Origin of the sequence: Maribacter sp. LLG6340-A2, from assembly GCF_045057105.1 — a bacterium.
In the GTDB taxonomy this organism is placed as follows: Bacteria; Bacteroidota; Bacteroidia; order Flavobacteriales; family Flavobacteriaceae; genus Maribacter.
Genome location: NZ_CP159332.1, coordinates 3,356,235 through 3,382,261 on the forward strand (window position 1 = coordinate 3,356,235; position 26,027 = coordinate 3,382,261).

At 36.9% G+C, this 26,027-nt stretch carries 27 protein-coding genes; 11 read left to right on the plus strand and 16 right to left on the minus strand.

Going from position 1 to position 26,027, the window contains the following annotated elements:
- The first annotated feature begins 7 nt into the window (after positions 1-7).
- Positions 8-418: a hypothetical protein gene (locus tag ABVM52_RS14270; protein WP_405381629.1), complete on the plus strand. Its 411-nt coding sequence runs from the start codon at positions 8-10 to the stop codon at positions 416-418.
- 75 nt (positions 419-493) lie between these two features.
- Here ABVM52_RS14270 and ABVM52_RS14275 read toward each other — a convergent pair whose 3' ends face one another.
- The 3 genes from ABVM52_RS14275 to ABVM52_RS14285 all read right to left on the minus strand — a co-directional run bounded on the left by ABVM52_RS14275 (position 494) and on the right by ABVM52_RS14285 (position 6,027).
- Complete coding sequence (locus ABVM52_RS14275; protein WP_405381631.1) at positions 494-1,786, minus strand: amidohydrolase; 1,293 nt, start codon at positions 1,784-1,786, stop codon at positions 494-496.
- A 42-nt stretch (positions 1,787-1,828) separates the two neighbouring features.
- Positions 1,829-4,780: an amidohydrolase family protein gene (locus ABVM52_RS14280; RefSeq protein ID WP_405381633.1), complete on the minus strand. Its 2,952-nt coding sequence runs from the start codon at positions 4,778-4,780 to the stop codon at positions 1,829-1,831.
- A gap of 179 nt (positions 4,781-4,959) precedes the next feature.
- The gene (locus ABVM52_RS14285) at positions 4,960-6,027 is read right to left on the minus strand and encodes a DUF3810 domain-containing protein (protein ID WP_405381635.1); all 1,068 of its coding nucleotides are present in this window, start codon (positions 6,025-6,027) and stop codon (positions 4,960-4,962) included.
- A 67-nt stretch (positions 6,028-6,094) separates the two neighbouring features.
- Between ABVM52_RS14285 and ABVM52_RS14290 the strand changes: the two genes are divergently transcribed.
- Positions 6,095-7,540: an aminoacyl-histidine dipeptidase gene (locus ABVM52_RS14290; RefSeq protein ID WP_405381637.1), complete on the plus strand. Its 1,446-nt coding sequence runs from the start codon at positions 6,095-6,097 to the stop codon at positions 7,538-7,540.
- Positions 7,541-7,671: 131 nt separating this feature from the next.
- Here the strand turns inward: ABVM52_RS14290 and ABVM52_RS14295 are convergent, their stop codons facing one another.
- Genes ABVM52_RS14295 through ABVM52_RS14305 form a run of 3 tightly spaced genes read right to left on the minus strand, consistent with a single transcriptional unit; the run spans position 7,672 to position 10,377 of the window.
- Positions 7,672-8,811 (minus strand): peptidylprolyl isomerase, encoded by a 1,140-nt coding sequence (locus ABVM52_RS14295; protein WP_405381639.1) that lies wholly within the window; start codon positions 8,809-8,811, stop codon positions 7,672-7,674.
- A 10-nt stretch (positions 8,812-8,821) separates the two neighbouring features.
- Positions 8,822-9,364 (minus strand): gliding motility-associated peptidyl-prolyl isomerase GldI, encoded by a 543-nt coding sequence (gldI, locus tag ABVM52_RS14300; protein ID WP_405381641.1) that lies wholly within the window; start codon positions 9,362-9,364, stop codon positions 8,822-8,824.
- Positions 9,361-10,377: a bifunctional oligoribonuclease/PAP phosphatase NrnA gene (locus ABVM52_RS14305; RefSeq protein WP_405381643.1), complete on the minus strand. Its 1,017-nt coding sequence runs from the start codon at positions 10,375-10,377 to the stop codon at positions 9,361-9,363. Before ABVM52_RS14305 ends, gldI begins: the two co-directional genes overlap by 4 nt.
- 75 nt (positions 10,378-10,452) lie before the next feature.
- On the opposite strand from ABVM52_RS14305, the gene ABVM52_RS14310 reads away from it, so the two are divergent.
- Together ABVM52_RS14310 and ABVM52_RS14315 are read left to right on the plus strand one after the other, a co-directional pair.
- Positions 10,453-11,478, plus strand: coding sequence for an alkaline phosphatase D family protein (locus ABVM52_RS14310; protein ID WP_405381645.1), 1,026 nt, complete (start codon positions 10,453-10,455; stop codon positions 11,476-11,478).
- 49 nt (positions 11,479-11,527) lie between these two features.
- On the plus strand, positions 11,528-11,947 hold the full coding sequence (locus tag ABVM52_RS14315) for a nucleoside-diphosphate kinase (RefSeq protein WP_405381647.1): 420 nt from the start codon (positions 11,528-11,530) through the stop codon (positions 11,945-11,947).
- Positions 11,948-12,037: 90 nt separating this feature from the next.
- Here the strand turns inward: ABVM52_RS14315 and ABVM52_RS14320 are convergent, their stop codons facing one another.
- From ABVM52_RS14320 to recF, 3 genes are read right to left on the minus strand one after another with little or no spacing between them, the layout of a single operon-like run.
- A complete protein-coding gene (locus tag ABVM52_RS14320) occupies positions 12,038-12,334 on the minus strand; it encodes a DUF721 domain-containing protein (protein WP_405381649.1) in 297 nt (98 codons plus the stop codon).
- A complete protein-coding gene (locus tag ABVM52_RS14325; protein ID WP_405381651.1) occupies positions 12,334-12,756 on the minus strand; it encodes a hypothetical protein in 423 nt (140 codons plus the stop codon). The genes ABVM52_RS14320 and ABVM52_RS14325 overlap by 1 nt, the downstream gene beginning before the upstream one ends.
- Positions 12,753-13,832, minus strand: a complete 1,080-nt coding sequence (gene recF / locus ABVM52_RS14330; protein ID WP_405381653.1) for a DNA replication/repair protein RecF — start codon at positions 13,830-13,832, stop codon at positions 12,753-12,755. The genes ABVM52_RS14325 and recF overlap by 4 nt, the downstream gene beginning before the upstream one ends.
- A 122-nt stretch (positions 13,833-13,954) precedes the next feature.
- On the opposite strand from recF, the gene ABVM52_RS14335 reads away from it, so the two are divergent.
- The 7 genes from ABVM52_RS14335 (at position 13,955) to ABVM52_RS14365 (ending at position 20,145) form a co-directional block, all read left to right on the plus strand.
- Positions 13,955-14,722, plus strand: a complete 768-nt coding sequence (locus tag ABVM52_RS14335) for a tetratricopeptide repeat protein (protein WP_405381655.1) — start codon at positions 13,955-13,957, stop codon at positions 14,720-14,722.
- On the plus strand, positions 14,722-15,204 hold the full coding sequence (ribH, locus tag ABVM52_RS14340) for a 6,7-dimethyl-8-ribityllumazine synthase (protein ID WP_405381657.1): 483 nt from the start codon (positions 14,722-14,724) through the stop codon (positions 15,202-15,204). The genes ABVM52_RS14335 and ribH overlap by 1 nt, the downstream gene beginning before the upstream one ends.
- Before the next feature lie 124 nt (positions 15,205-15,328).
- The gene (locus ABVM52_RS14345; RefSeq protein WP_405381659.1) at positions 15,329-15,625 is read left to right on the plus strand and encodes a riboflavin synthase subunit beta; all 297 of its coding nucleotides are present in this window, start codon (positions 15,329-15,331) and stop codon (positions 15,623-15,625) included.
- Positions 15,626-15,627: 2 nt separating this feature from the next.
- Complete coding sequence (gene mutL / locus ABVM52_RS14350) at positions 15,628-17,484, plus strand: DNA mismatch repair endonuclease MutL (protein WP_405381661.1); 1,857 nt, start codon at positions 15,628-15,630, stop codon at positions 17,482-17,484.
- Positions 17,485-18,228, plus strand: coding sequence for a rhomboid family intramembrane serine protease (locus tag ABVM52_RS14355; RefSeq protein ID WP_405381663.1), 744 nt, complete (start codon positions 17,485-17,487; stop codon positions 18,226-18,228).
- 3 nt (positions 18,229-18,231) lie between these two features.
- The gene (locus ABVM52_RS14360; protein WP_405381665.1) at positions 18,232-19,113 is read left to right on the plus strand and encodes a rhomboid family intramembrane serine protease; all 882 of its coding nucleotides are present in this window, start codon (positions 18,232-18,234) and stop codon (positions 19,111-19,113) included.
- 48 nt (positions 19,114-19,161) lie between these two features.
- Positions 19,162-20,145 (plus strand): endonuclease/exonuclease/phosphatase family protein, encoded by a 984-nt coding sequence (locus ABVM52_RS14365; protein WP_405381667.1) that lies wholly within the window; start codon positions 19,162-19,164, stop codon positions 20,143-20,145.
- Here ABVM52_RS14365 and ABVM52_RS14370 read toward each other — a convergent pair.
- The 7 genes from ABVM52_RS14370 to ABVM52_RS14400 all read right to left on the minus strand — a co-directional run bounded on the left by ABVM52_RS14370 (position 20,132) and on the right by ABVM52_RS14400 (position 26,006).
- The gene (locus ABVM52_RS14370; protein WP_405381669.1) at positions 20,132-20,446 is read right to left on the minus strand and encodes a DUF6122 family protein; all 315 of its coding nucleotides are present in this window, start codon (positions 20,444-20,446) and stop codon (positions 20,132-20,134) included. The genes ABVM52_RS14365 and ABVM52_RS14370 overlap by 14 nt on opposite strands.
- The gene (locus ABVM52_RS14375) at positions 20,439-21,068 is read right to left on the minus strand and encodes a WbqC family protein (protein ID WP_405381671.1); all 630 of its coding nucleotides are present in this window, start codon (positions 21,066-21,068) and stop codon (positions 20,439-20,441) included. The genes ABVM52_RS14370 and ABVM52_RS14375 overlap by 8 nt, the downstream gene beginning before the upstream one ends.
- 81 nt (positions 21,069-21,149) lie before the next feature.
- Entirely contained in the window at positions 21,150-22,868 is a 1,719-nt protein-coding gene (lepB, locus tag ABVM52_RS14380) for a signal peptidase I (protein WP_405381672.1), read from the minus strand.
- 92 nt (positions 22,869-22,960) lie between these two features.
- A complete protein-coding gene (gene dapB / locus ABVM52_RS14385) occupies positions 22,961-23,662 on the minus strand; it encodes a 4-hydroxy-tetrahydrodipicolinate reductase (protein WP_405381673.1) in 702 nt (233 codons plus the stop codon).
- A 2-nt stretch (positions 23,663-23,664) separates the two neighbouring features.
- Entirely contained in the window at positions 23,665-24,324 is a 660-nt protein-coding gene (locus ABVM52_RS14390) for a DUF5683 domain-containing protein (RefSeq protein WP_405381675.1), read from the minus strand.
- The gene (locus tag ABVM52_RS14395; RefSeq protein WP_405381677.1) at positions 24,317-25,231 is read right to left on the minus strand and encodes a ParB/RepB/Spo0J family partition protein; all 915 of its coding nucleotides are present in this window, start codon (positions 25,229-25,231) and stop codon (positions 24,317-24,319) included. Before ABVM52_RS14395 ends, ABVM52_RS14390 begins: the two co-directional genes overlap by 8 nt.
- Position 25,232: 1 nt before the next feature.
- A complete protein-coding gene (locus ABVM52_RS14400) occupies positions 25,233-26,006 on the minus strand; it encodes a ParA family protein (RefSeq protein ID WP_405381679.1) in 774 nt (257 codons plus the stop codon).
- Positions 26,007-26,027 lie beyond the last annotated feature (21 nt).

Below are 26,027 nucleotides of genomic sequence, written 5' to 3' on the forward strand. Positions count from 1 at the left end.
CATTCATATGAATTCTACACTAAAAAATATTTTGGCGGTCGTTGCCGGATTAGTTGTTGGCAGTATGGTAAACATGGGTATCGTTATGATCAGTGGTTCCATAATTCCTCCTCCGGAAGGTGGTGATATTACCACCATGGAAGGTTTAAAATCTACCATTCATTTATTTGAACCCAAACATTTTCTATTTCCGTTTTTGGCCCACGCATTGGGGACTTTAGTTGGCGCTTTTGTTGCTGCAAAATTGGCTGCTAGCAGAAAAATGGTAATGGCATTGATCGTAGGGCTATTCTTTTTAATAGGAGGTGCTATAAATATCTCTATGTTGGGCGGTCCAATGTGGTTCAATGCATTGGACTTGATTGTGGCATATATTCCTATGGCGTACTTGGGGTGGGTGTTGGCCGGAAAAAAATAAGTAGTCCTGCTTTTTTTGAAGCAAATAAAAAAGCCCACAATATATGTGGGCTTTTCTTTTTGAGCATCTTGTTTTTTACTCTGCTTTGTATTTTTCTGAATACCTTTTCCATAATTCGGTTTGGTGTGTTTCCAATGAAACCGACCTACCATCAATAAAGGCGTGTGTAAGTTGGTTGCCTGCCATATCCAAGGCATCTCCTTCAGAGATGAACAAGGTGGCACTTTTACCATTTTCCAAGGTGCCGTATAGGTCATCAATTCCTAAGATTTTAGCCGTATTGCCCGTTAATAATTGCACGGCAACTTCCTTATCAAGCCCTTGTTGAACTACTTGGCCCGCATAGAAGGGCAAGTTTCTTGTTTGAAAATTTTCTGCATCAGAATTTTGTATGGCTACAAATAAACCCGCATCTACCAATAATTTTGGAAGTTTATAAGGTAAGTCATAATCATCATCCTCAAATACGGGTAAATTATGGGTGTGTTGTACCAAAACGGGTATATTGTTCGTCTTTAGAAAATCTGTAATCTTATAAGCATGGTAACCGCCCATTAATACAATTTCCTTTACCTTATTGTTTTTTAAGATGTTGATGGCATCAATTATCTCTTTTTCCCCATCTGCATACACATATAGTTTTTTAGAACCATCAAAAGCTCCTTTCATGGCGGCAAATGCGGGATTCATTTCCTTGGTCGTGCCATTTTCATATACTATGGCATTTTGTAGGAAGTCTGTCACCTTTTGTACCTGTTTTGGGTAGTCCTTGTTGGGTTGATACCCAGGTTCTTCACCTGCCCACCATCTACCTCTTTTAAAGGTATTTGGCCAATGTAGGTGAATGCCATCATCTACTTTGATAGCAGCGTCTTCCCAATTCCAAGCATCAAACTGTACAATGGATGAGGTTCCGGAAATTAAGCCGCCTTCAGGTGCAATCTGTGCTAACAGAACTCCATTGGGACGCATACTCTCCACAACTTTAGATTCGGCATTATAGGCTATTAAACTGCGTACATGGGGAATTAATTCTCCAAGTTCATCTTTGTCATTAGTGGCTCTTACCGCATCTATTTCGACTAGTCCCAAGGTTTTTCCAGGTGCAATAAATCCGGGATAAACATGTTTACCGGTTGCATCTATGATTTTTCCTTTACGGGCAATTCTCATTTTAGAGTCGCCCACGAAAGTGATTTTACCGTCCTCGAACATTATCAAGGAACTTTCAATAACCTCCCCGTTGCCTAAATGGGCCGTAGCCCCTTCAATTGTTATGGCCTCCGTTTGCTTTGGGGCCGGTGTTTGTTGAGCCGTGGTTTGGAAGAAGATTCCCAGGGCCATTAGTACATATATATGTTTTTTCATTTTAGTGATTTTAATTTTTGATTCTGCTTATTGATGAAATGGTTACAAGCTTTCACAGGTAAAATTCTTTTTAATGGACTTTTTAGGACCTTGCATTTTCTTACCTCCTGCTTTTTCTTTAAGCATCATGGTTACCAGTTCATTTCTTTCCTTCTTTATGGCAGCACGTTTTTGCTTGTCCATCTCCAAATCAAAATAAGTTACCCCTTCAATAATTGTTTTTTCCGCTTTGGAATAAACTGATAATGGATTGCCCGACCATAGCACCACATCTGCATCTTTACCTTCTTTGATACTACCTACACGGTTGTCTAAGTGTAATAGTTTGGCAGGATTAATGGTGACCATTTTCCAAGCTTCTAACTCTGTCATGCCACCATATTTAATGGTTTTGGCAGCTTCTTGGTTTAGCCTTCTCATCATTTCACGGTCATCACTATTGATTGCGGTTACAACGCCTTGCTTTTGCATTATTGCGGCATTATAAGGAATAGCATCGTTTACTTCGTATTTATAGGCCCACCAATCGCTAAACGTACCGGCACCTACACCATGTTCCGCCATTTTATCGGCCACTTTATAACCTTCTAAAATATGAGTGAAGGTGTTGACCTTGAAACCAAAATGCTCAGCAACTTTCATCATCATATTAATTTCACTTTGTACGTAGGAGTGACAAGAAATAAATCGCTCTCCATTAATGATTTCGGCAAGGACTTCCATTTCCTCATCATAACGATAAGGTTCACCATTTTTCTTCTTGGTGTCGTACTCCTTTGCGCGTTGAAAATAATTCATCATCATTTGCTCAACTCCCATACGAGTTTGAGGAAAACGGGAATAGCTCTGCCAGTTACTCTGTTTTACATTTTCACCTAAAGCAAACTTTATAAATTTGGGAGAATTCTCATAAATTAGGCCATCTGCCTCTTCACCCCATTTCAGTTTCAATATAGCAGATCTACCACCAATTGGGTTGGCAGACCCATGCAGCAACTGTAAAGAGGTTACACCACCTGCAAGTGAATGGTAAATGCCCATATGTTCCGGGTCTACCACATCTTCCATTTTTACTTCTGCAGAACTATTTTGCCCTGCTTCATTAACGGCCAATGCGGCAATGTGGCTATGCTCATCTATAATTCCTGCGGTTAAGTGTTTGCCGGTTGCATCTATCACTTTTGCGCCGCCTGCACTTAAATTCTTGCCAATTTTGGCAATTTTACCATTTTTTATAAGCACATCGGTATTCTCTAAATTGCCGACATCTTCGCTTGTCCAAACCGTTGCATTTTTAAACAAAATAGTTTCCTGCTTAGGTTTAACGGTAAAGCCGTAGCCTACATTAGGAAATGTAACCGGCATTATCTTAGGAGAGGTTGTTTCTGAAGTTTCTTTCTTTTCTTTTTCCTCAAAAGATTTGGTTTTATTGGCCGTAAACTGGCTCTGTGTACCATTGGGTAATATTAAACGCCCAGAAAGATTATCGGTAGTGGGTAACACGGCACCCGTCATTCTATATGTATCTTCTTCTTTGGTGGTAAAGGATACATTTACCCAATCATTATCGTAGGATATTTTTGAACTTAATTTTACGGTATCTTGCTTTACTTCAACCTTAGGTTTTGAAATATCGCCCGTAACGGACATTTTATAGGTTTTACCTTGAACAACCATGTCGTAATCTCCACGAATATCTTTAGTATCCATATCATTGATTACATTCTTTGTACCCTGAACCCAGTTTTCATATAACGTGGTTGAAGATTCGAACACATCACCAGAGGTAATCAAAAAATTGGCCAATGAACCTTTTTTCAAAGACCCTATACTATTGGATTTTCCTAAAATCTGAGCAGGTACCGTAGTCAACGCTTCCAAGGCTTTTGTTTTAGGTAGTCCGTATTCAATTGCCTTAGCAAGTTTTTCTTTGAATTTTGAAGGAGACTTTAAATCATGTAACGTCAAGGAAAAGACCACCCCATTTTCTGCTAAGATTTTAGGATTGGCAGGTGCCTGGTTCCAATAACGCATATCGGTCAATGAAACATAACCTTCTGCATAAGGGTCAGAAACATCATAGGCATCAGGAAAATTAATGGGTATAATATATTTTGCATTGGTAGCCTTAATTTCTGCTATGCGTTCAAACTCATTACCACCGCCAAGTATGGTATATTGAATTCCATTGGCATCACCTATTTTATCTGCTCGCAAATCATTACCCTTGTCCTTTGCCTCAAATATCTGTACCAAATTTTTATTGGCGTTCAATGCCTCTAAAGAAAGGTCCGTTGTAGAGGCATAGCCTTTGGCATACCAATCGGCATCGCTGTACATTTGTCGTAAAAGTGCTAAAGTCCCCATTAATGATCCGGGATAAGACTGTCTGCTTAAAATACTTTTCTTTAACGAAAAATATTGTGCGGACTTGTCTTCGAGAATTCGGTTGGCATCCGTTCCTTGCGCGTTAAGGGCTATTAATACACCAGTTCCTCTTGCTATACCGTCTTGTATGTGGGAGTTGACCACCCCAAATCCTGCTTCTCGTAACTCTTTGGCTTTCTTATCGTCATAAGAAAATTTGGCAATTGCCTTATTTTCGGGCATAATATGATCGTTCCAATAATAGCCTTCCCTAGAAGGTTCATATTGTGCAGATCGTCCACCGCCCGGTTTTCTTTTGGGTTGTTCTACTCCAAATTTTGAGTATATATCAATAAATGAAGGGTAGATAGACTTACCTTTTAAATCTATGACTACCGTATTCTGAGGTAGATTTACGGACGATGCCGCATTTACAATTTTTCCATGCTGAATAAGTAAGGTTCCTTTTTCAATAATTTCAGTTGGAGAGACATAAATCTTTGCATTCGTAAAAGCCGTGTAGTTATTGTTCTCTGCTTTTACTCCTGCATTTTCCGGAAAATATTCCTGTGCAAATAAAAATGTGCTACACCATAAAAGGCATAGGGCCACCGTTAGTTTTTTCATTTTTTTGAGTTTGAATTAGTTTCTTAAAAATACTGGGATTCAATAGTATATCCTGTAATTTTTACTTTTCTTTAACAGTTACTCAAGGTTTAATTTTAAGTACATATTTAATACCTTAAATAATTAGACGATGGGTGGTTTTTTAAGATTTTAATTACGGATTTTACAATTTTACCTTGCTAAAGCGGATGTTGTTTGTGGTAAGCGATCAATAAGGAAACTACGGCATTATAACTTTTGATTCCTTCGGTTTGGTTATTTGCCTTAAGAAAAGAATTGAATATTGATTTAAATACAGGTTCCATTGGGTTTTCGTAAGAATTCCAAAAAACGGCCATTTCCTGAAAATTACTTTTAACACCTGGATTAAGGTTTAGTAGCAGTTCGTCAAATATCTCTTTATCTCCTCGTCTAACATCATTTAAACAATATCCTAAAGCGTAGGCATAGGCTGCATATTGAAAATAAACATCATTATTTTTGGCCGTAACCAAGTATCCAATAAAATTGGTTTCATTTTCTGCGGAGTATCCTAATTGATGCCCTATTTCGTGTCCGGCAACGATAGGAAACCTAAAATTGGGCAACAGTCCATTAACTTGAGCTTCATTGGTAAAAGGGTTTAAATAGCCTGCATATCCCATATAGGTTAAACCGGTACTGAATAATGAAGTTTTTACACTGGGGGTGGTATAGTCCAAAAAGGGGTGAATACTCTTAATATTTGCATAACCTTCTAAAGTTTTATCAAAAATTTGCTGATGAGTATATGGAACCTTTACCGCTAGGCTAGAATCATTGGTTATTTTAACTTGGGTCTCATTGGTTTTTTGAATTAATAGCTTTGTGAAGTTGACCAACTCCTGGTAATCTTTATTTTCGGTTAATTCCAGTTTAACGGCTAGGGGCTCCCGGTAATAATTTAATCCCCACATAAAATGAAAGGTGAAATATACAATGGACAGCACCATAGCCACATCTCTTAAAAATGCGACTTTGTGTGTTTTTATATGTGAAAAATTTCTAATTACATAATAGAGGGCACTTAAGATCAGTGCAAAATAAATGAGATCACCTACTGAAAAAGGAACCCAGCCAAATAAGGATCTAAAGGCCTTGGAGATAAAAGGATATATTCCCTTGCTGTAATAGATTTCTATCCAATCTGTATGTTTTCCCAACCATTTTACAATAATTATTTGGGGAATAATTGAAAAGGCTATGGCATCTTTAAATGATATCTTCATTAAATCAAAAATAGCGAAATCCTTTTTCTATGAGTATTTTTGCCATCATTAACTATGAACAAATAAAATGGATATTAATCAATTGGAACCTAAATCGGTTTGGAAAAACTTTGCAAATCTAAATGCGGTACCTAGAGCTTCTAAGAAAGAAGAACGGGTCATTGCCTTTATGAAGCAATTTGGAGAGCGGCTAGGTTTGGAAACTTTTTCAGATGACATTGGTAATGTCATCATACGAAAGCCGTCAAGTCCGGGGCTTGAACATAAAAAAATGGTAACCCTGCAGAGCCATTTGGATATGGTGCATCAAAAAAATGCAGATACCGAATTTGATTTTGACACTCAGGGCATAGAAATGTTCGTAGATGATGATTGGGTTAAAGCCAAAGGAACAACATTAGGTGCGGATAATGGAATGGGTGTTGCTGCTATCATGGCGTTACTAGAGAGCGAGACTATAGAACATCCACCCTTGGAAGCCTTGTTTACCATAGACGAGGAAACAGGAATGACCGGTGCATTTGGCCTTAAAGGGGGTATTTTAAAAGGTGAGATTCTTTTAAACTTGGATACGGAAGAAGACGATGAGATTGATATTGGATGCGCTGGTGGTATTGATGTTACCGCTACTAGAAGTTACAACCAAAAGGAAAGTGTACATGGCGATGTTGGACTAGAAATTACGGTCAAGGGCCTAAAGGGCGGGCATAGTGGCATGGATATCATAAAAGGGTTGGGCAATGCCAATAAAATCATGAATCGTTTACTTTATATGGGCTTGCCGTATAATATGCGCATAGCGTATTTGGAAGGTGGTAGTTTGCGAAATGCAATACCAAGGGAAAGTGTTTGTCATTTAAATATTGGAAAAAAATCTGTTGCCGAATTTACTTTAAAGTTTGAGGAATTATCCAGAGCCATTAAAAATGAATTATTGGTTCAAGAGCCCAATCTTCACATTGTGCTAAAAGAAATGAAACCTGCAAAAAAGGTTATGGGCTTAGGTGCTCAAGGAAAATTGATCAAAGCGCTTTATGGAGCTCAGAATGGGGTATATGCAATGAGTGCATCCATAGGTGGGTTGGTAGAAACCTCTAATAATATTGCTAAAGTCATTGTTAAGGAAGGGGAAATTACCGTGGGCTGTTTAACACGATCTTCTGTGGATACGGCAAAACTTGATTTGGCGAGTTCCTTAAGGTCTGTATTTGAATTGGCGGGATTTCAAGTAACTTTTAGCGGAGCATACCCAGGATGGAATCCTAATCCAAACTCACAAATATTGACCATAGCAAAAGAAACATATACCAATTTATTTAAACATGAGCCTAGGGTCATTGCCTGTCATGCTGGTTTGGAATGTGGTATTTTAGGTCAGAATTATCCGGAAATTGATATGATTAGTTTTGGCCCCACCATATGGGGAGCTCACTCCCCAGACGAACGAGTACGTATAAGTTCAGTTCAAAAATTCTGGAAATATTTATTGGAAATCTTAAAACATACCCCTTAATAGTCCAATAAACCCATAAAAAAATCCTAAGTCCATTTGGACTTAGGATTTTTTTTGGTTTATAAGTTATTTGGGCCTTACCAGTAGTTGGCTATTCTTTTTTTTTTTTTTTTTTTTGACCTTGCCTACATTTATTGTGCTATTCCAGTAATTTCAACATCAAAAACCAAATCTGCATTGGCAGGAATTGGGCCACCTCCTTGAGCGCCATATCCTAAATGAGGAGGTATGAACAAACGTACTTTATCGCCAACCTTCATCGTCATTAAACCTTCTCTGAAACCTGCAATTAAACGCGACTCTGGTGAATATTCCATAGGAATGGGCATATAGCCACCCGCTTGCTCCCTGTTCCAATCAAAAGTGCCATATTTTTTGGCAATTTCTACATAGTTACTATCAAATAAAGTACCATCCATTAGGTAACCTGCGTACATTACTTTTACTTTTTGTCCTACTTTGGGTTTTTCGCCAGAACCTTCGTTCAGGGTCAAAACTCTTAGGCCAGAAGCTAATTCCGTGGCTTTTGCTTTTTGTGCTTCTATCTGCGATGCAAACTCGGCTTTAATTTTTTGAACTTCGGCTAATTTTTCAGCTTTCTCTTTTTCAATGGCAGCAAGTCTTTCCTCTTCGTTATCAAAATAGGTGGTCATTACTTCTACAGCATCGAACTTACGCGCTTCTTTACCGTTTCTTATAATTTCAATAGTGTTCATTATCACCGGTTCTACAGGTTTATTTCCTGCGCCCACTGGAACATTGGCAATAGAATCAACAATATTTAAGCCTTCAACAACTTCGCCAAAAACAGAATGCTTGTTATTTAACCAAGGTGTTGCTTTATGGGTAATGAAAAATTGACTTCCGTTGGTAGACGGCCCTGAATTGGCCATGGATAAGATACCTTTTTTATCATGAACCAGTGAGTCGTTGAACTCATCCATAAATTTGTAACCTGGATTTCCCTGTCCATTACCTAATGGATCTCCTCCCTGAATCATAAAATCTTTCATGACCCTATGGAAAGTTAAGCTATCATAAAACTTTTTATTTTTGTACTGCTCACTGACAAATGGATTTTCTCCTTCTGCTAGGGATACAAAATTGGCAACGGTTACGGGTGTTTTTTCCTGTTCCAATTTTACAATGATATCTCCTTTAGAGGTTTTTATATCAGCAAAAAGACCATCACCTAAATCTGCTCTTTTACTAGTATTACAGCTGGCCATAACTAACCCTATAACTGCAATGAAGTACATTTTCTTGATCATAATTTTTATTTTAATTTTCTTGTTGTTTTTCTATTTGTAAAATTGTTATTGTTGATTTTATGGGAACATTACTGCCAATTTTGTTCTCATCGCCATGATATCCAAAAGCAAGAGAGGAGGGGAAAAGAAACGTAGCACGTTCATTCTCCTTTAATAGTTTAACGGCATTTCTGAGCCCTAGAAAAAGTTCCTGTTTATCTACTTTATAGGTAACCACACCTATGTCTTGTTTAGAGTAGATGGTGTCATTGTCCAAAGTTAAAATATCATAGTTCAAAACTACGATGTCATCTGTTTGTGGGGTATAGTTCGTAGAGTCGTTTACGGCCAGGTAGGTATACCAAGACCCAGATGCACTATGTGTGTAATGTTTTAAGGAATCGTTTGTTATGATTTGTTGAATTTTTTTCTCTTCCTGTTCCAGTAATTTTCTACTTCTTTCAACAGATGCCTTAAAAAAACTGCCAGTTTTGGTCTGTACCGGTTTTCTGGGTTCTGGACCGTTGCAGCCGCAGGTAAGGGCTAGAAGCAATACAAGGTAAACAACTCTCATGACTGTAATTGTTTCTGATATAGTGGTAATAACGAAGTAAAATATTTGATAGTATCTTCAATTGAATCTTCACTCTTTCCTCCCGCGGCATTGTTGTGGCCGCCACCATTAAAGTGTTTTCTTGCAAAATCATTGACAGAAAAGTCGCCCACCGATCTAAATGATATTTTTAAAATGCCTTCCTCTTTATTTTCTATAAAAATTACCGCAAAACTAATACCATCAAGTGTTAAACCATAGTTTACAAAACCTTCGGTATCTCCTTTTTGATAATTGTATTTATCTAATTCTTCTTGGCTTAGCGTAATATATGCGGTATGGAATTTTTCTAAAATTACCATGTTTTTTAATGCACATCCTAACAAATGTAATCTGCTGGGAGAATTGGTGTCATAAATACGGTGATGAATTTCAGTACCTTCTGCCCCTTTATCCATTAAGTCGGCAACCACTCTATGGGTATTGCTTGTAGTAGCGGCAAATTTAAAAGATCCGGTATCTGTCATTATTCCTGTATAGATACAATTGGCCATTTCCTTAGTGATTTTGTCCAAGTCTCCTAACTCCCTAATAAGATTGTATACCATTTCACAAGTGGAGCTCATGGTGACATCAGAGTACATGATCTTGGCATAATCAGAAGGTTCTTGATGGTGGTCAACCATGACAAAGGTCGCTGATGAATCTTCTAGAATTTCGCTCATTTGACCTACGCGACCTAAATGATTAAAATCTAGCGTAAAAATTACATTAGCTTTATCTATACACGCTTTCGCTTGTATATTTTGCTTTTCAAAATTTAGGATTTTATCCGCTCCGGGCATCCATTTTAAAAATTTAGGAGCATCGTTTGGAGATACAATTTGGGCCTTATGTCCTTTGTTGGTCAAATAGTGCCAAAGTGCCAGAGTAGAACCAATGGCATCACCATCCGGATTTTTGTGTGGTATAATCGCAATTTTCCTTGGAGTGGAAAGTAACTTTTTAAGCGCGTTTAGGTGCTCTAAATTCATGGCGGCAAAGATACAATTTAATAATATAGGCTTTAAATGGAATCGTTTAATTTTACATACTCCTAATTTTATAATATGAAAATAGTTTTTGCTTTTTTGGCATCGGTCTTATTTCTTTCCTGTACTTCATCTAAAAATGGGATGTCAAGTTCAGAAAACGATGTAGATTTTACATTGGCCTTTGGCTCTTGCAATAGAACCGATTTGCCAAATTTGTTATGGGATGATGTCATCAATACAAAACCGAATATTTGGATTTGGGGTGGGGATAATATTTATGCGGATACAGATGATATGATGCTTTTGCGTAAAATGTACAAGGAACAAAAGGCTGTTGAAGGCTACAGTAAATTGATGGATATTACTGAAATTACCGGCACATGGGATGATCATGATTACGGTTTAAATGATGGGGGAGTAGAATTTGCTTCAAAACAGGAAAGCCAACAGGAATTTTGGAACTTTATGGATATTCCCGCACAAAGTCCATTGAGAAAACAAGAGGGGGTCTATCGTTCCAAAGATTTTATTTTAACCAATGGTACTATCAAGATTATTATTTTGGATACAAGATATTTTAGAACACCACTGACGCCGGACCATGATACGGATAAAAGAATCAAACCTAATGATTATGGTACAGGAAGTATTTTAGGCAAAAAACAATGGACTTGGTTAGAAAATGAATTGGCCAATTCAAAAGCAGATTTTAATATTATTGTTAGTAGTATTCAATTCCTTTCTAATGAACACGGGTTTGAAACTTGGGGTAACTTTCCTCATGAGGTAGATAAACTGGAAGAGATCATTGTAAATACTAAAGCAAAAGGAGTTGTTATTTTGTCCGGAGATAGACATATATCTGAATTTTCAAGGAAAAGTTTAATCGGTGTATCGTATCCGCTCATAGATTTTACCAGTAGCGGCCTTACCCATGCCTATAAGGGTTTTAATGGAGAATCTAACCCTTTTAGGGTAGGCAAGGTTATTTTTACGGAAAGTTTTGGTCTGTTGAAATTTAATATGAAAACAAAAAAGATTGATTTTCAGATTGTTGGGGATGATGGTGAGGTTCTTGAAAAAATAGAACAAGTGTTTTGAATAGTTGTCAGTTATGGGGAAAAATGTATTTTTGCGCAAAAATTAAGATATGAGTACGAATAGAACATTTACTATGATTAAGCCAGATGCCGTTGAGAATGGACATATAGGGGCTATTTTGGAAAAAATTACCGCTTCTGGATTTAAAATAGTGGCAATGAAATATACGCAGTTAAGCTTAAGGGATGCACAAGAATTTTATGGTGTACATAGAGAGCGCCCTTTCTTTGGTGAGTTGGTAGAGTTTATGACCAGAGGACCAATTGTAGCGGCCATTTTGGAGAAAGAAAATGCAGTAGAAGATTTTAGGGCGTTGATAGGCGCAACCAATCCTGCTGAGGCGGCTGAAGGTACCATTCGTAAATTATTTGCTACGGATATTGCTGAAAATGCCGTTCATGGTTCTGATAGTGATGAGAATGCAGCTATTGAAGGCGCATTTCATTTTTCAGGAAGAGAAATATACTAACAATACCTTGTTGTTAAATTAAGAAACCAGCCCTATAGGCTGGTTTTTTTTGTATCTGTAATTATTATTTTATCACAATAGTACAGGCTGCTATCTTAAGATCAATTTTTTTATAAGGTCTTTTCCTAATTCCTCGTTCATCATGCTTATAATCTTAGATTTTCCCAAGCTTAATTCTTCGCGTAGTACAGAGGAGGAGAGCGATATATATAATGTGTCGTTCCTAAGTTCAACAGCGGTGGTATAATTGTTTACGCCGTTGCCCATTAATCTTACCCAGGCATCGTTGGCATTTACCTTATCCATACCTTTTTCCAATTTATTTTTTTGGATAAAAGCAGATAGGGCTTCTTTCATAGATAAATTGTCGTTCTGTCTTTTTGACATTATGGTGTTATGTTTATAGGTTCAAATCGTTGATAATGATAAATAACTCCTTCTTCATTCTTAACAGAAAAAAAATCTTGGCTTACCGTTAATAGAGCTTCCTGCCAATGGGTAAGGTCGTTTTTGTATTCCATAAAAAGCGAATCATTTTTAATTTTGATCGTAAATGCCTCTGCATCATTCGAGGTTTCAAAAGAACCATTGAACTTAGGATTTACTTTTTTACGGAAGCCTTTTAAACTATCCAATGTAATATAATCTACCGTACTATTTACGGAATATTCCTTTTTTGTACCATCTTTAAAACGTACCTCTTTTATTTCCCAATAACCATTTAACAAAGGCAAATCTGCTGGTTCAACAGCAGTATTGCACGAAGTTAATAGAATCAATAACAGAAAGCCTAAATACTGCTTACTCATAGTTTAAAGATTTTGTAGGACTGATGAATTTTTTTTACCACTTCCTCAGTTCGTTCGGCATGGGTGTCACTGATAAAGATCTGGCCAAAATTTTCGTTGTTTACCAAAGATATAATATGTGCAACACGGTGCTCGTCCAATTTATCGAAAATATCATCCAAAATTAAAATGGGCGTGGTTTTACTCTGTGATTTCATAAAATGAAATTGGGCAAATTTCAAGGCGATCAAATATGATTTTTGTTGTCCCTGGCTACCAAATTTTTTTATGGGGTATTCATTGATCTCAAAGTTTAGATCGTCCTTATGTATGCCTACACTAGTATATTGCAGGGCCCTATCTTTTTCTAGGTTTTTTTCTAACAAATCTATTAGTTGGTGGTCTAAAAGCTTGCTATTGTAAGTAAGTTTTACAAACTCGGTGCCCCCGGTAATGGCATTGTACTGCTCTTGAAAAATAGGGATAAAGGTCTCAATAAAAGCGGTTCTCTTTTCAAAAATTGCGGTACCATATGTTGTCAACTGCTCGTTGTAAACGGCTAAAGTATCTTTATTAAAGGTCCTGTTGGCCGCAAAATATTTTAATAGGGCATTGCGCTGAGACAGTACTTTATTATAATTGATAAGGTGTTGTAGGTAACTTTTGTCTGACTGTGAAATAACGCCATCTATAAATTTTCTGCGCGTTTCACTACCTTCTACAATAAGGTCACGATCTGCAGGAGATATGATTACCAAGGGCAAAAAGCCAATATGGTCGGAAAAACGATCATAGGCCTTACCGTTTCGTTTTATAATTTTCTTATTGTTCTTCTTTAGACTGCAGACAATTTTTTCTTCACGGTCATCTTTTTCAAATAGGCCGTCTATTACGAAGAAATCGGTACCGTGTTTTATGTTCTGGGAAGAAACCGGGTTAAAGTAACTTTTACCAAAAGATAAATGATAAATGGCATCTAATATGTTGGTTTTACCAACTCCGTTATCACCCACAAAACAATTAATCTTGGCATCGAACACCAATTCTTTTGATTCAAAATTTTTATAATTGATTAATGATAATTGATTAAGTAACATTAAAATTCTTGAATTTGGGATTTATTAGGCATTAACTACCCTATAATATCCAAAAATAACGAATAAATACACCATTGGATTTCAATAAAAACTTTATTTTTGCGCGACCAATAAAATTAGAGATGGCTACATATAAGAAAAGAGGGTACAAACCTGAAACAAAGGCTGAAAAGCAAGAATTCGATGAACAAGAAAGTACTACGGCAGAAGTATTTAGTTCCTTGGACGAAGGGGCTTCAAGGTCAGAGGAATGGGTTTCTAGAAACCAAAATTATATATTGGGTGCAATAGGTGTAATTGCAATTAGTGTTTTAGGATATTTGGCGTATAGCCAGTTTGTTGTGAAACCAAAAGAGACCAGTGCAGCCAATGAAATGTACTACCCACAGCAATATTTTGACCAGGCGTTGACAAGTACAACGGCCAAGGATTCTTTGTTTACATTGGCATTGGAAGGCGCAGAAGGTAAATACGGATTTAAGGATATTATAGAGGAATATAGTGGTACCCAGGCTGCAAACCTTGCAAACTACGGTGCAGGTATGTCTTACTTAAATATGAACAAATATCAAGAAGCTATTACTTATTTAGAGGATTTTAGCTCAGATGATGCTGTTCTAGGAGCTTTGGCCAAAGGCGGATTGGGTGATGCCTTTATGCAATTGGATCAGCCGGAAGATGCCTTAGGGTATTATGAAGCGGCTATAGCGCATAGTAACAATGAGTTTACCACTCCTAAATTTCTTTATAAAGCCGGGGTAACCGCACTTGAAATGGGTGAAAAGGATAAAGCGTTAAGCTTTTTTGAAAGAATTAAGGAAGAGTATCCAAAATCTGAAAATGCAGGAAGTATAGATGCATTTATAGGAATGGCTAAAAGTGGTGCATAATGGCTACGATCAATAAAAATTTATCAGTTTACGATAAAGCAACAATCCCAAACGCGAACGGACTTCGGTTTGGGATTGTTGTTTCTGAATGGAATTCCAATATTACGGAAGGTTTATATTCTGGAGCACTAGAGGCGTTATTGGATTGTGGGGCTAATGAATCCGATATTCTAAGGTGGAATGTTCCCGGTAGCTTTGAGCTTACCTTCGGGGCAAAAAAAATGATACAATCTCAAAAAATAGATGCCGTCATTGCCATAGGTAGCGTAATTCAAGGAGAAACCAAACATTTTGACTTTGTATGTGTTGCAACCGCCCAAGGAATAAAAGACCTTAATGTTCTAATGGATGTTCCTGTAATTTTTTGTGTCCTTACGGATAACAACATGCAACAATCTATAGAGCGTAGTGGGGGTAAACATGGTAATAAAGGCACAGAGGCCGCAATTGCCGCAATTAAAATGGCCGTTTTAGGTCATTGATTTCCTTTATTTAAAAGTTTTTTCGTTAACCGTTAATTTAATTGTAAGGCAATATAAATAGCTGTTAACAAATTTTGGCATTCCTATTGGTCGCTATTTTTCTATTTTAAGTAACTTTGAGATTATGGGGATGTTGAGTAAAATAACGAGGTTACGAAAAAATAGGCAATTTGAATATAATCCTAGGTATTATGATAACAAGGATAAAGCCAACCCCTATAAAATAGAACCAAAGTTCGATCAATTTAGAAGTACTCTACATACCTCTAGGGGACTAAAAAATAAAATCAATAGCGCACTTGAAGATACCAAAAGAAAAGGTGACCGTAATATTAAAATAAGAATGGTAGTAATTATAGCCGTTCTCATATTCATTTTCCTGTATATTATTGATTTTGAACTTTCAATTTTCTTTTCTTAATAATGGCCGATATTATTAGATTATTACCAGACCATGTAGCTAACCAAATTGCTGCGGGTGAAGTGGTTCAGCGCCCATCATCTGTGGTCAAGGAGTTGTTGGAAAATGCAATAGATGCAGGGGCAACAGAAATAAAACTCATCATAAAAGATGGAGGAAAGACCTTGATCCAAGTGGTTGATAATGGTAAGGGTATGAGCGGTACAGATGCCCGTTTAAGCTTTGAGCGGCATGCTACTTCAAAAATACAGAAGGCAGAAGATTTGTTCAACCTTAATACCAAAGGCTTTAGGGGAGAAGCATTGGCGTCCATTGCGGCTATTGCACATGTTGAAATGCTTACCAAAACAGCAGATGATGAAATTGGCACACGTATAAAAATCGAAGGCTCAAAAGTTGTTACACAGGAAGTGGTGGTTGCGCCAAAGGGTACATCCATGTTGGTTAAAAATTTGTTTTTCAACATTCCTGCAAGACGTAATTTTTTAAAGTCAGACCAGGTAGAGTATAGGCATATAACCGATGAGTTTCATAGAATTTCACTGGCGCATCCACAAGTTGCCTTTAGCTTTTACAATAACGGTAGTGATGTTTTTCAATTACCAAACAATGATTTTAGAAAGCGTATTGTGCATATTTTTGGCAGAAAAACGGACGAAAAATTGGTGCCGGTAGAAGAGGATACACAAGTAGTGAAAATATCGGGATATATTCAAAAACCGGAATTTGCGAAAAAGAGTAGGGGAGAGCAGTTTTTCTTTGCTAATAACCGCTTTATTAAAAGTCCGTATTTGCATCATGCTATATTGGGTGCTTTTGAAGGATTGATTCGCCCCGGAACACACCCTGGTTACTTTTTAAATTTAGAAGTAGATCCAGGTACCATAGATATCAATATCCATCCTACAAAAACAGAGGTAAAATTTGATGATGAGCATACGCTGTACGCAATTTTAAAATCAGCGGTAAAACATAGTTTGGGCCAATTTAATGTTATACCTGCACTGGATTTTGAGCAGGATCAGAACTTGGAAACACCTTACGCTTATAAAGGTAAACAGGTAGGAGTGCCCCAAGTGGTTGTAGATGCCTCGTTCAATCCTTTTGAAGTGAATAAAAAACCTAAGGGCGCCTCTTCTGGCAACTATACAAAGCCTAGCGCCAAGGGTTGGGAGAATTTATACGCCGGCTTAGAAGTTGAAGTAGACCATCCTGTTAAAAATAATAGCACTATTGAATTTGAGTCAGAGGTAGTTAATAGTAGTATTTTTGAAGCGGACAATGAAGTTGCGGATCATGCAACACATACATTTCAATTACGAAAAAAATACATCATTACTACGATTAAATCTGGTATGGTGGTCATTAACCAAAGTAGGGCACATCAACGCGTGTTATATGAAAATTTTTTAAAGAATATTACCATAAAAGAAGCGGTGAGCCAGCAATTATTGTTTCCACTAACTTTATCATTTACCCCTAGTGAAATAGAAATATTGAACGAGATAAAGGATAATCTATGTACGGTAGGTTTCGTCTTTGGAGAGGTATTGAAAGAGGGGGTAGAGATAAAAGGTGTACCGGTATTGGTAGCTGAAAGCGAAGTGCAAATGATTATGGAACAGTTGATGTCAGATTTTCAGCAAGAAGTTCCAGGCGATAGTTTCTCACAAAGTGATATGTTGGCAAAGACTTTGGCCAAAACATTATCCGTTAAGACTGGGGAGACCCTAGATGAATTTTCGCAACAAAAACTGGTCAATGACTTGTTTGCCTGTAAGGAAACAACCCTGAGTCCGTTTAATAAGAAAGTATATATAATGATTACAGAGAACGATATTGAACGAAAATTTATTTAAATGGGTAGATTAACAGAAACCATAAAGCATTTGCTAATAATAAACGTGTTGTTTTTTATAGCAACCAATCTATACGGAGACCAAATGTATGCGTGGTTTTCACTGTATTTTCCGCAAAACGACCATTTTCAACTATGGCAAATTGTTACCCATATGTTCATGCATGGCGGATTTATGCATATTCTGTTCAATATGTATGCCCTCTATGCTTTTGGTTCACCTTTAGAGCGTATGTGGGGGACTAATAAGTTCTTGTTCTTTTATATTTCCGCTGGATTAGGGGCCGCTTTGATTCATATTGGGGTCAATTACTACTACTATAATGAAGGAATGAACGCACTAATGAGTGCAGGTTTAACGGAAAGTAGTATTTTGGAAATTATTAATAGCGGACAGTATAGTACACAATGGTATGAAATTGCAGGCAAATCAACTATTGATAATTTTTTGGGGGCTTTTAATACCCCTGTAGTCGGCGCTTCTGGTGCTATTTACGGAATTTTGGTGGCCTTTGGTATGTCATACCCCAATAGTGAACTGTTTCTATTATTTTTACCGGTACCCATAAAAGCTAAATTCTTTATTCCTGTTTTGATCGCCTTGGATTTATTCTCCGGGGTAACCGGCTATAGCTTGTTTGGACAGGGTATTGCGCATTTTGCACATGTAGGTGGTGCCTTGTTCGGTTTTTTAATGATGTGGTACTGGAAAAAAAATCAGTTTAATAACAATAGGTGGAATTAGAATATGGCACAAGCGGATTTAAAATATCAGTGGAGTAGGTTAAATGTTGCGGAAAAGCTCATTGCCATAAATGTGCTGGTCTTTGTCGTTAACGGACTTGTACCTTTCTTGTTAGGAATTTCTAAAAACAGTATTGTTCAGTGGTTTGAGCTTCCTAATAATTTACTGGATATTGTTTATCAACCTTGGTCCATTATTACCTATTCATTTTTTCATGGTGGTATAGGGCACCTGTTTTGGAATATGTTGCTTATCTATTTTGTGGGTAGGATATTCTTAAATCTTTTTGATGCCAAACGTTTTTTAACCGTATATCTCTTAGGCGTTATCCTGGGTGGACTCACCTTTGTTCTGGGATACAATATATTTCCAGCCTTTTTTAATACCAATGCTTATCTAATTGGCGCTTCTGCAGGTGCTAGTGCGGTACTTATTTTTATCTGTACCTATTTGCCCAATCAAGAAGTTAGGCTTATTTTTTTTAACGTTAAACTTTGGATGGTGGGTGCAGGTGTTGTTCTTTTAGATTTAATTCAACTGCCTATTAGTAATTCTGGCGGGCATCTGGCACATTTAGGTGGTGCTTTTCTAGGATATTTTTATGCAAGCCAGTTACTTAAAGGAAGTGATATTGGTGCTGGTTTTTCAAAATTAATGGATAGGGTGGCCAATTTGTTTAAGTCTACTGGTAAAAAAGCTCCAATGAAAACTGTCTATAAGAATAAGAGGGGAGCTAAAAATTATGGCACATCACAAAAGGATTATGATAAAAAATCCCATCAGAAAAAAATTGATGCCATTTTGGATAAAATAAGTAAATCTGGTTATGAGAGCCTTTCCAAGGCTGAAAAGGATTTTTTGTTTAAAGCTGGTAAAGAAAATTAATATATGCGATCACGTTCATTTTTCGCTAGGATCATGTTTTTCTTAAACATGATTTTTTTCTTTATACTATTACTTGCATGTATTGTACCGTATACCGCATCTGCTAGTTTAGCCTTTGTTAGTTTGGCTGTCCCCGCATTGGTTGGCATTAATTTTGTCTTTTTTCTTTATTGGTTACTCAAGTTCAATATTAGAATGCTATTATCGCTATCGGTACTGCTTTATGGTTTTTTTACATTAGATACCTTTATAGTGTTCAATACTAAAACGCATGTTGATGATACCTCGGAAACTTTATCTATTATGAGTTTTAATAGCTTGGGATTTAGGGGTAAACAAGATGAATGGAAAAGCACCGCCGGTGATACCATAGTGACATTCGTTAAACAGCAAAATCCGGATATTGTTTGTTTTCAAGAGTTTGATTACAGGAAGATTAGATCTCATTTTTTTGAAGAGTACCCATATAAATATGTGGATTTTGATTTTGATGAGAAGGATGAAAAGGTAATACAGGCTATTTATTCTAAGCATAAAATCGTCAATAAGGAAATCATAGAATTTCCAGAAACATTTAATAGTGCAGTTTATGCAGATGTTGTGTTTCAAAAAGATACCATTAGGGTTTATAACCTACATTTAGAATCCTTGAATATAAGGCCATCAAGTATTAAAAGGGAGCGATCGGATAAATTGTTCGTTAGGCTACGAAATTCTTTCTCCAAGCAACAGCAACAATCAAACATCATTCGTGCTAATATTGATAAAAGTCCGTATAAAACTATAGTTTGTGGAGATTTTAATAATACACAATTCTCTAACTCGTATTTTACGGTTAAAGGGGACCTTAACGACACCTTTTTAAAAAAAGGAAACGGATATGGTAAGACCATTGATTTTTGGAAATTTCCCTTTAGAATAGATTTTATATTGGTGGATCCTGTCTTTGAAGTGCTGGCGCACCATAATTATAAAATAAACTTATCTGACCATGAGCCCATTATGGCCACCATTAAAATTAATGGCGAATAAATAAACAGTCTACAGTATCTGCTAGGATATGAATGAGTAGCGCTAAGCCAAAAATTCTGGTTCGCTTATAAATAAAAAGCAACATGTAGCCGGTAATGGCGATATAACAGTGTAATGGATGAAAATTAATACTACATCTATTAGCGTCAAACATGGGCGTGGCCCATAGGTGGTCAAGGTCTATAACAATTCCAGATAATAATATAATGCTTGCCAATAATCTGTTTTCCTTATAAAAATATAGGGCCACTATAATTGGTACTATAAAGTGTATTCCGTAATGGGCAATGAATCTAATCATGGGACGAAGTAGAAAGACTTTGTTTCATATAACTTATGGCATTAGGGCCAACGTTGAACAAAAGGTCCAATATGCTTAAATTGGGAATAAACCCGTTCCGATCCCCAAAGACTTGGGTGTAAGGATCCATAGGTATAGTGTGCTTTAATTTAGCATTTACCATGAACCTGAAATCTTCAAGTTCAGTAGGTTTTACCTCATAATTTTGTGTCTTTTCTTTAGGCATTTCTAATTGAAGACATTCTAAAATAACTTCAATGGTCTTTAAATTAAAGTCCAACAACAACTCATACGGTTGGGTATACAATGGTTTAATTTCATCTTCATAAAATTCAAAAAAAGGAGAGGTTCTGTAAGCTGTTTCCAAAGTTCGCCAATGTTGGCGTTGCCAAGGATAAGTGTTGTCTAATGCTACAGATTTATATTGCTGTCTTCCAAATTCTTTCCCTACGTGAACTATGGGGATACTTAAAATATGCTTTCCGCGATCTGTGGAAATATAAGTTCTGTTCCTAAAGGTCTGTTTTTGATAATTATCCTCTACTTCCCAACATATACTGTCATGTGCAATAAGACTAAATGTATGTATGTTGGGAAAATATGTAGGATGAATTAATTTCATCTTTTTAGTTATGTTTTTATTGAACTGTTTTAGACCAATTATCTAAAGAGATACGATAGCTTTAATATTTAAAGTTGGTATCTATTTTTTTGACTTTTTTCTTTTCCAGAACCAATTTCCTATAAAGTATATGCCTAATAGAATCAAGAAATATTTGAAATAGGATTGTGGTTGGCCATCACCATTTACGGTTGTAAAAATACGGTCCCATCTAGGGCGCCATTTCCATATTTTGTTAGGATTGCCATTTGCATCGACAAAATTGTCAAAGCTCATCCATATAAATATTGGAGTTCCTACAATATGGTTTTCAGGAACATAGCCCCAGGCTCTACTATCTTCAGAATGGTCTCTGTTGTCACCCATCATCCAATAATAATCTTGTTTAAAAGTATAGGTGTTCGTTGGTTCTCCGTTTATGTTAATTTGGTTACCACTTACCGTAAGTTCATTTCCTTCATATTCCCTAATTATTTTTTTATAAAGCGGTAGTACTTTTAAATTTAATTCTACGGTAGCCCTCTTTTTTGGAATGTATATGGGTCCCATTTGACTGTAATTCCATGGGTAGTCTGTACTTTGTGGAAATAAATTAATCCCCCTTTTTCCTGCTGGTAGTACATTTTGTACTACAGAGTCTATATTTGAATCTGATTTTAATGCCTGTACCATTTCCGCGGTTAAAGGAATAGTTCTTTCACGGTCCGTAACCTCCTTTAAAGAAAGTCTATAATTGGCAATGACATTGGCTGGTATACCAGAACTACCTGTATATAATTCAATTTGTCCATTGGCAGATTGGTTGAATCCAATAACGTAACCTTGTAAGACATTTACCTGTTCTTGGCTTATGGGGCCTGAAATGTATTTACGGGTAAAACTTGTAACGCCCAACTGTTGCAGTAACCTAGAAGATACCCCTTTAGCGCTATATACGGTATAATCAAACTGTGGTTTGGCACTACCGGGAAGTTCTAGTTGTTTGCCGTCTATGAATACATATCCGTTACGGACTTCCAAGGAATCTCCAGGGAGGCCTACACATCTCTTTACGTAATTTGATTTTTTATCTATGGGTTTTTTTACTCCTTTTTCTTTTTTAAAGAAAACACGTACCGTATCTGCAGGCCAACTGAAAACAACAATATCATTGCGGTCTACTTTGGTAAAACCGGGAAGTCTAAAATAAGGTAATTGTGGTTTTTTTAAATAGGATGGTGTGCCTAGAATAGGTAAGGTGTCATGTACCATGGGTGCGGCAACGGTTGTCATTGGTGTTCTAGCTCCGTAGTGAAATTTACTCACAAAAAGAAAATCGCCAATGCGCAATGTACGTTCTAAAGAGCCTGTAGGTATAACGTAAGGTTGTATGAAATAGGTGTGTACCAAAGTAGCGGCTACAATAGCGAATAAAATGGAACTAACCCATTCTCCAGTCGCGGTTTTTGGTTGTAAACTTCGATCTTGTATATAAGATACCTCTAGGGAGTAATTAACATAGTAAATATAAAACCCAAGGGTCAATAATACGATCCAGGTTTCTAATTTACTGTTCCTGCCAAAACTTCTTATGGTCTCTACCCAGATTACAGGGAACATCAATAAATTAATAATAGGAATAAACAATAAAATGACCCACCATTTAGGCCTGTTAATGATTTGCATTAAGACGATAGCATTGTAGATGGGCACTGCAGCTTCCCAAGCTTTTTTGCCGGCCTTTACATAAAGTTTCCAAGTGCCTAAAAAGTGTATGACTTGAACAATAAGGATAAATAGTATCCACTGGGTAGCATTCATATGTTTTTAATTTTGTTATAATGGCCCACTGTTACACACAATGTATGGCACTAATGAAAATAGGTCTTTTTAATTTTCTATTGTTACATTTTTTAACCAAGGTTTAACACATCTCGCATAGAAAACACGCCTGTTTTTCCAATAATCCATTCTGCTGCGGTTACCGCACCTAATGCAAACCCTTCTCTATTATGAGCAGTATGTTTAATCTCTATACTATCCACATTGTTTTCATAATTTATGGTGTGCGTACCTGGAGTTTGGCCAATTCGTTTTGCCGTCACGGGTATGGAGCCTTCTGTATCAGCATCTAATTTCCATTGTTTGTAGTTGGAATTTTCAATGATACCCTCGGCCAAAGTTATAGCAGTACCACTAGGTGCATCCAATTTTTGAGTGTGATGTATTTCCTCAATGGCAACTTTATATTCTGGCAGTTTTTGCATCATTTTTGCCAGATAGTTATTTAATTCAAAAAATATGTTCACCCCTAAACTAAAGTTAGATGCATATATAAATGCCCCTTTTTTATCCTTGCATAAGTTTACAGCGTTCTCATAGTTATCCAACCACCCTGTTGTGCCGGAAATTACAGGAACATCATTTTTGATACATTGTGTAATGTTATCATATGCTGCGCTTGGCATACTGAAATCAATGGCAACATCCATTACGTTAAAATCTATATCTTCTGTATTATCGTCAATTTTGGCTACTATTTCATGACCGCGAGACAAAGCTATCTGCTCTATCATCTTACCCATTTTTCCGTAACCGAAAAGTGCTATTCTCATTCTTAAAATTTAATTATTAGGGCCATACCGTAATTAGGGCTGTTGGTCACTTGATTTAAGTCAAAATAAGGCTCAAAATCTATACTTAAATCATCGTCAATATTAAACTGTTTTAAATGCGCATCAACATTGGCATCCACAATATTTAAGGCATACATACCAATGGCAACTACCAACCAAAGGTCACGATCACTTTGAAAACGTTCTTGTTGATATTCTAAATCGTCCTGATCCAAATCTGGTGGGTCACCTGGTAAATTATCATTGTTGATGTCATAATATTCGTCATCCGTAAAACCGGCAAGCCTTCTTTTAAACGCCGTTCTAAAGCTTTGATAATTGTCGTTGTTCCACGTGTAGGCATATATACTACCACCAATGGCACCATAGACAAGGGGTACCTTCCAATACTTTTTGTTGTATACTTGACCAAGTCCTGGAAGCAATGCTGAATAAAAGGCAGCTTTACTTGGGGCCAGGGGTTTAAATTCTCTCCCAATTTTTTTAACCGAGACGGAATCATTGATGACAACCATTTCATCCTCTTGGACCGTGATGACACTATCCTTCTCTACAGGAGTTTTGGTCTGTTGCTCTTCTTGCGCATAGCATAGTGCTGAGAAAAGGAGTAGAAAAGATAAATAGGACAGCTTGTTACGCACCTGTAATCAATTTTTTGATACGGTCAAATTCTTCTTGGGACTTAAATGGAATAGTAATTTTCCCTTGAGCCTTATCTGATGCCTTTATGTCCACTTTTACGGAAAGCGCATCGGTAAGTTCCTTAATTCCTTTGCGTACAAAGACTGCAGGGTCTTTTTTTCCTGTTTTTTTTACTTCCTTTGAAGATGTATCAGATGCATCAGAATGATAGGACTTTACCGCACTTTCTGTATCTCTAACAGACAGGTTACTGGTAATGATCTTTTCGTAAAGTGCCAGCTGATCTTGCTTTTTGTCAATATTGACCAAAGCCCTACCGTGACCCATACTTAAAAAACCATCACGCATACCGGTTTGGATTATAGGGTCTAACTTTAACAATCTTAAATAATTGGCTATGGTAGACCTTTTTTTACCTACACGGTCGCTTAACTTTTCCTGTGTAAGGTTAATTTCATCAATTAATCTTTGATAGGAAAGTGCGATCTCTATAGGGTCTAAATCTTGTCGTTGAATATTTTCTACCAAGGCCATTTCCAAAGACTCTTGATCATTGGCAATACGTATATAGGCCGGTATGGTCTCTAGACCTAACAATTTTGAAGCACGGAACCTTCTTTCCCCAGAAACTAACTGGTATTCGTTAAAACCTAATTTACGAACGGTAATAGGTTGTATAACCCCCAATTCCTTAATGGAAGTAGCTAACTCTTTAATAGATTCATCATTGAAATTGGAACGGGGTTGAAAAGGGTTAACCTCTATGTGTTCCAAATCTAACTCAATAATATTACCTACTACCTTATCTGCATTTTTATCGGTTGCAGTATTAATGTCATTTTCCGGATCCTTTAAAAGAGCCGAAAGTCCTCTACCTAAAGCTTGTTTTTTTGTCGCTTTTGCCATATTAAACCGTCTGCTTATTTTTTTTGACTATCTCATCTGCCAAATTCAGATAGTTGGTTGCTCCTTTACTAGAAGCGTCATATTTTATAATGCTTTCCCCGTAACTTGGAGCTTCGCTTAATCTAACGTTTCGTTGTATGACCGTATCAAAAACCATATCCCCAAAATGCTTCCTTACTTCATCTACAACTTGATTGGATAATCGTAACCTAGAATCATACATCGTTAAAAGCATACCTTCTATATCCAACTCAGCATTATGCAATCGTTGTACACTTTTAATGGTATTTAATAATTTTCCCAATCCTTCAAGGGCAAAGTACTCACACTGGATCGGAATAATAACGGAGTCAGCCGCTGTAAGGGCGTTTAAGGTCAACAAACCAAGTGACGGAGCACAATCTATGAGAATAAAGTCATAGTCGTTCTTCAGTTCTAGAATTGCCTTTTTCATCATGTATTCCCGCTCATCCTTATCTACCAATTCTATTTCTATGGCTACCAGATCTATGTGTGCCGGAATAAGGTCCACATTTGGTGAAGTGGTAGGGATAATAGTTTCCTTGGCACTCTTGGTATGTTCCAACAATTGGTATGACCCCAATTCAACGCCATCAACATCTATTCCAAGACCAGATGTAGCATTGGCTTGAGGGTCAGCGTCTATCAATAACACTTTTTTTTCCAATACACCTAAGGAGGCAGCTAAGTTTACCGTAGTAGTAGTTTTACCTACCCCTCCCTTCTGATTGGCTATAGCAATAATCTTGCCCATATTTAAAGTAAGTTAGGCCGT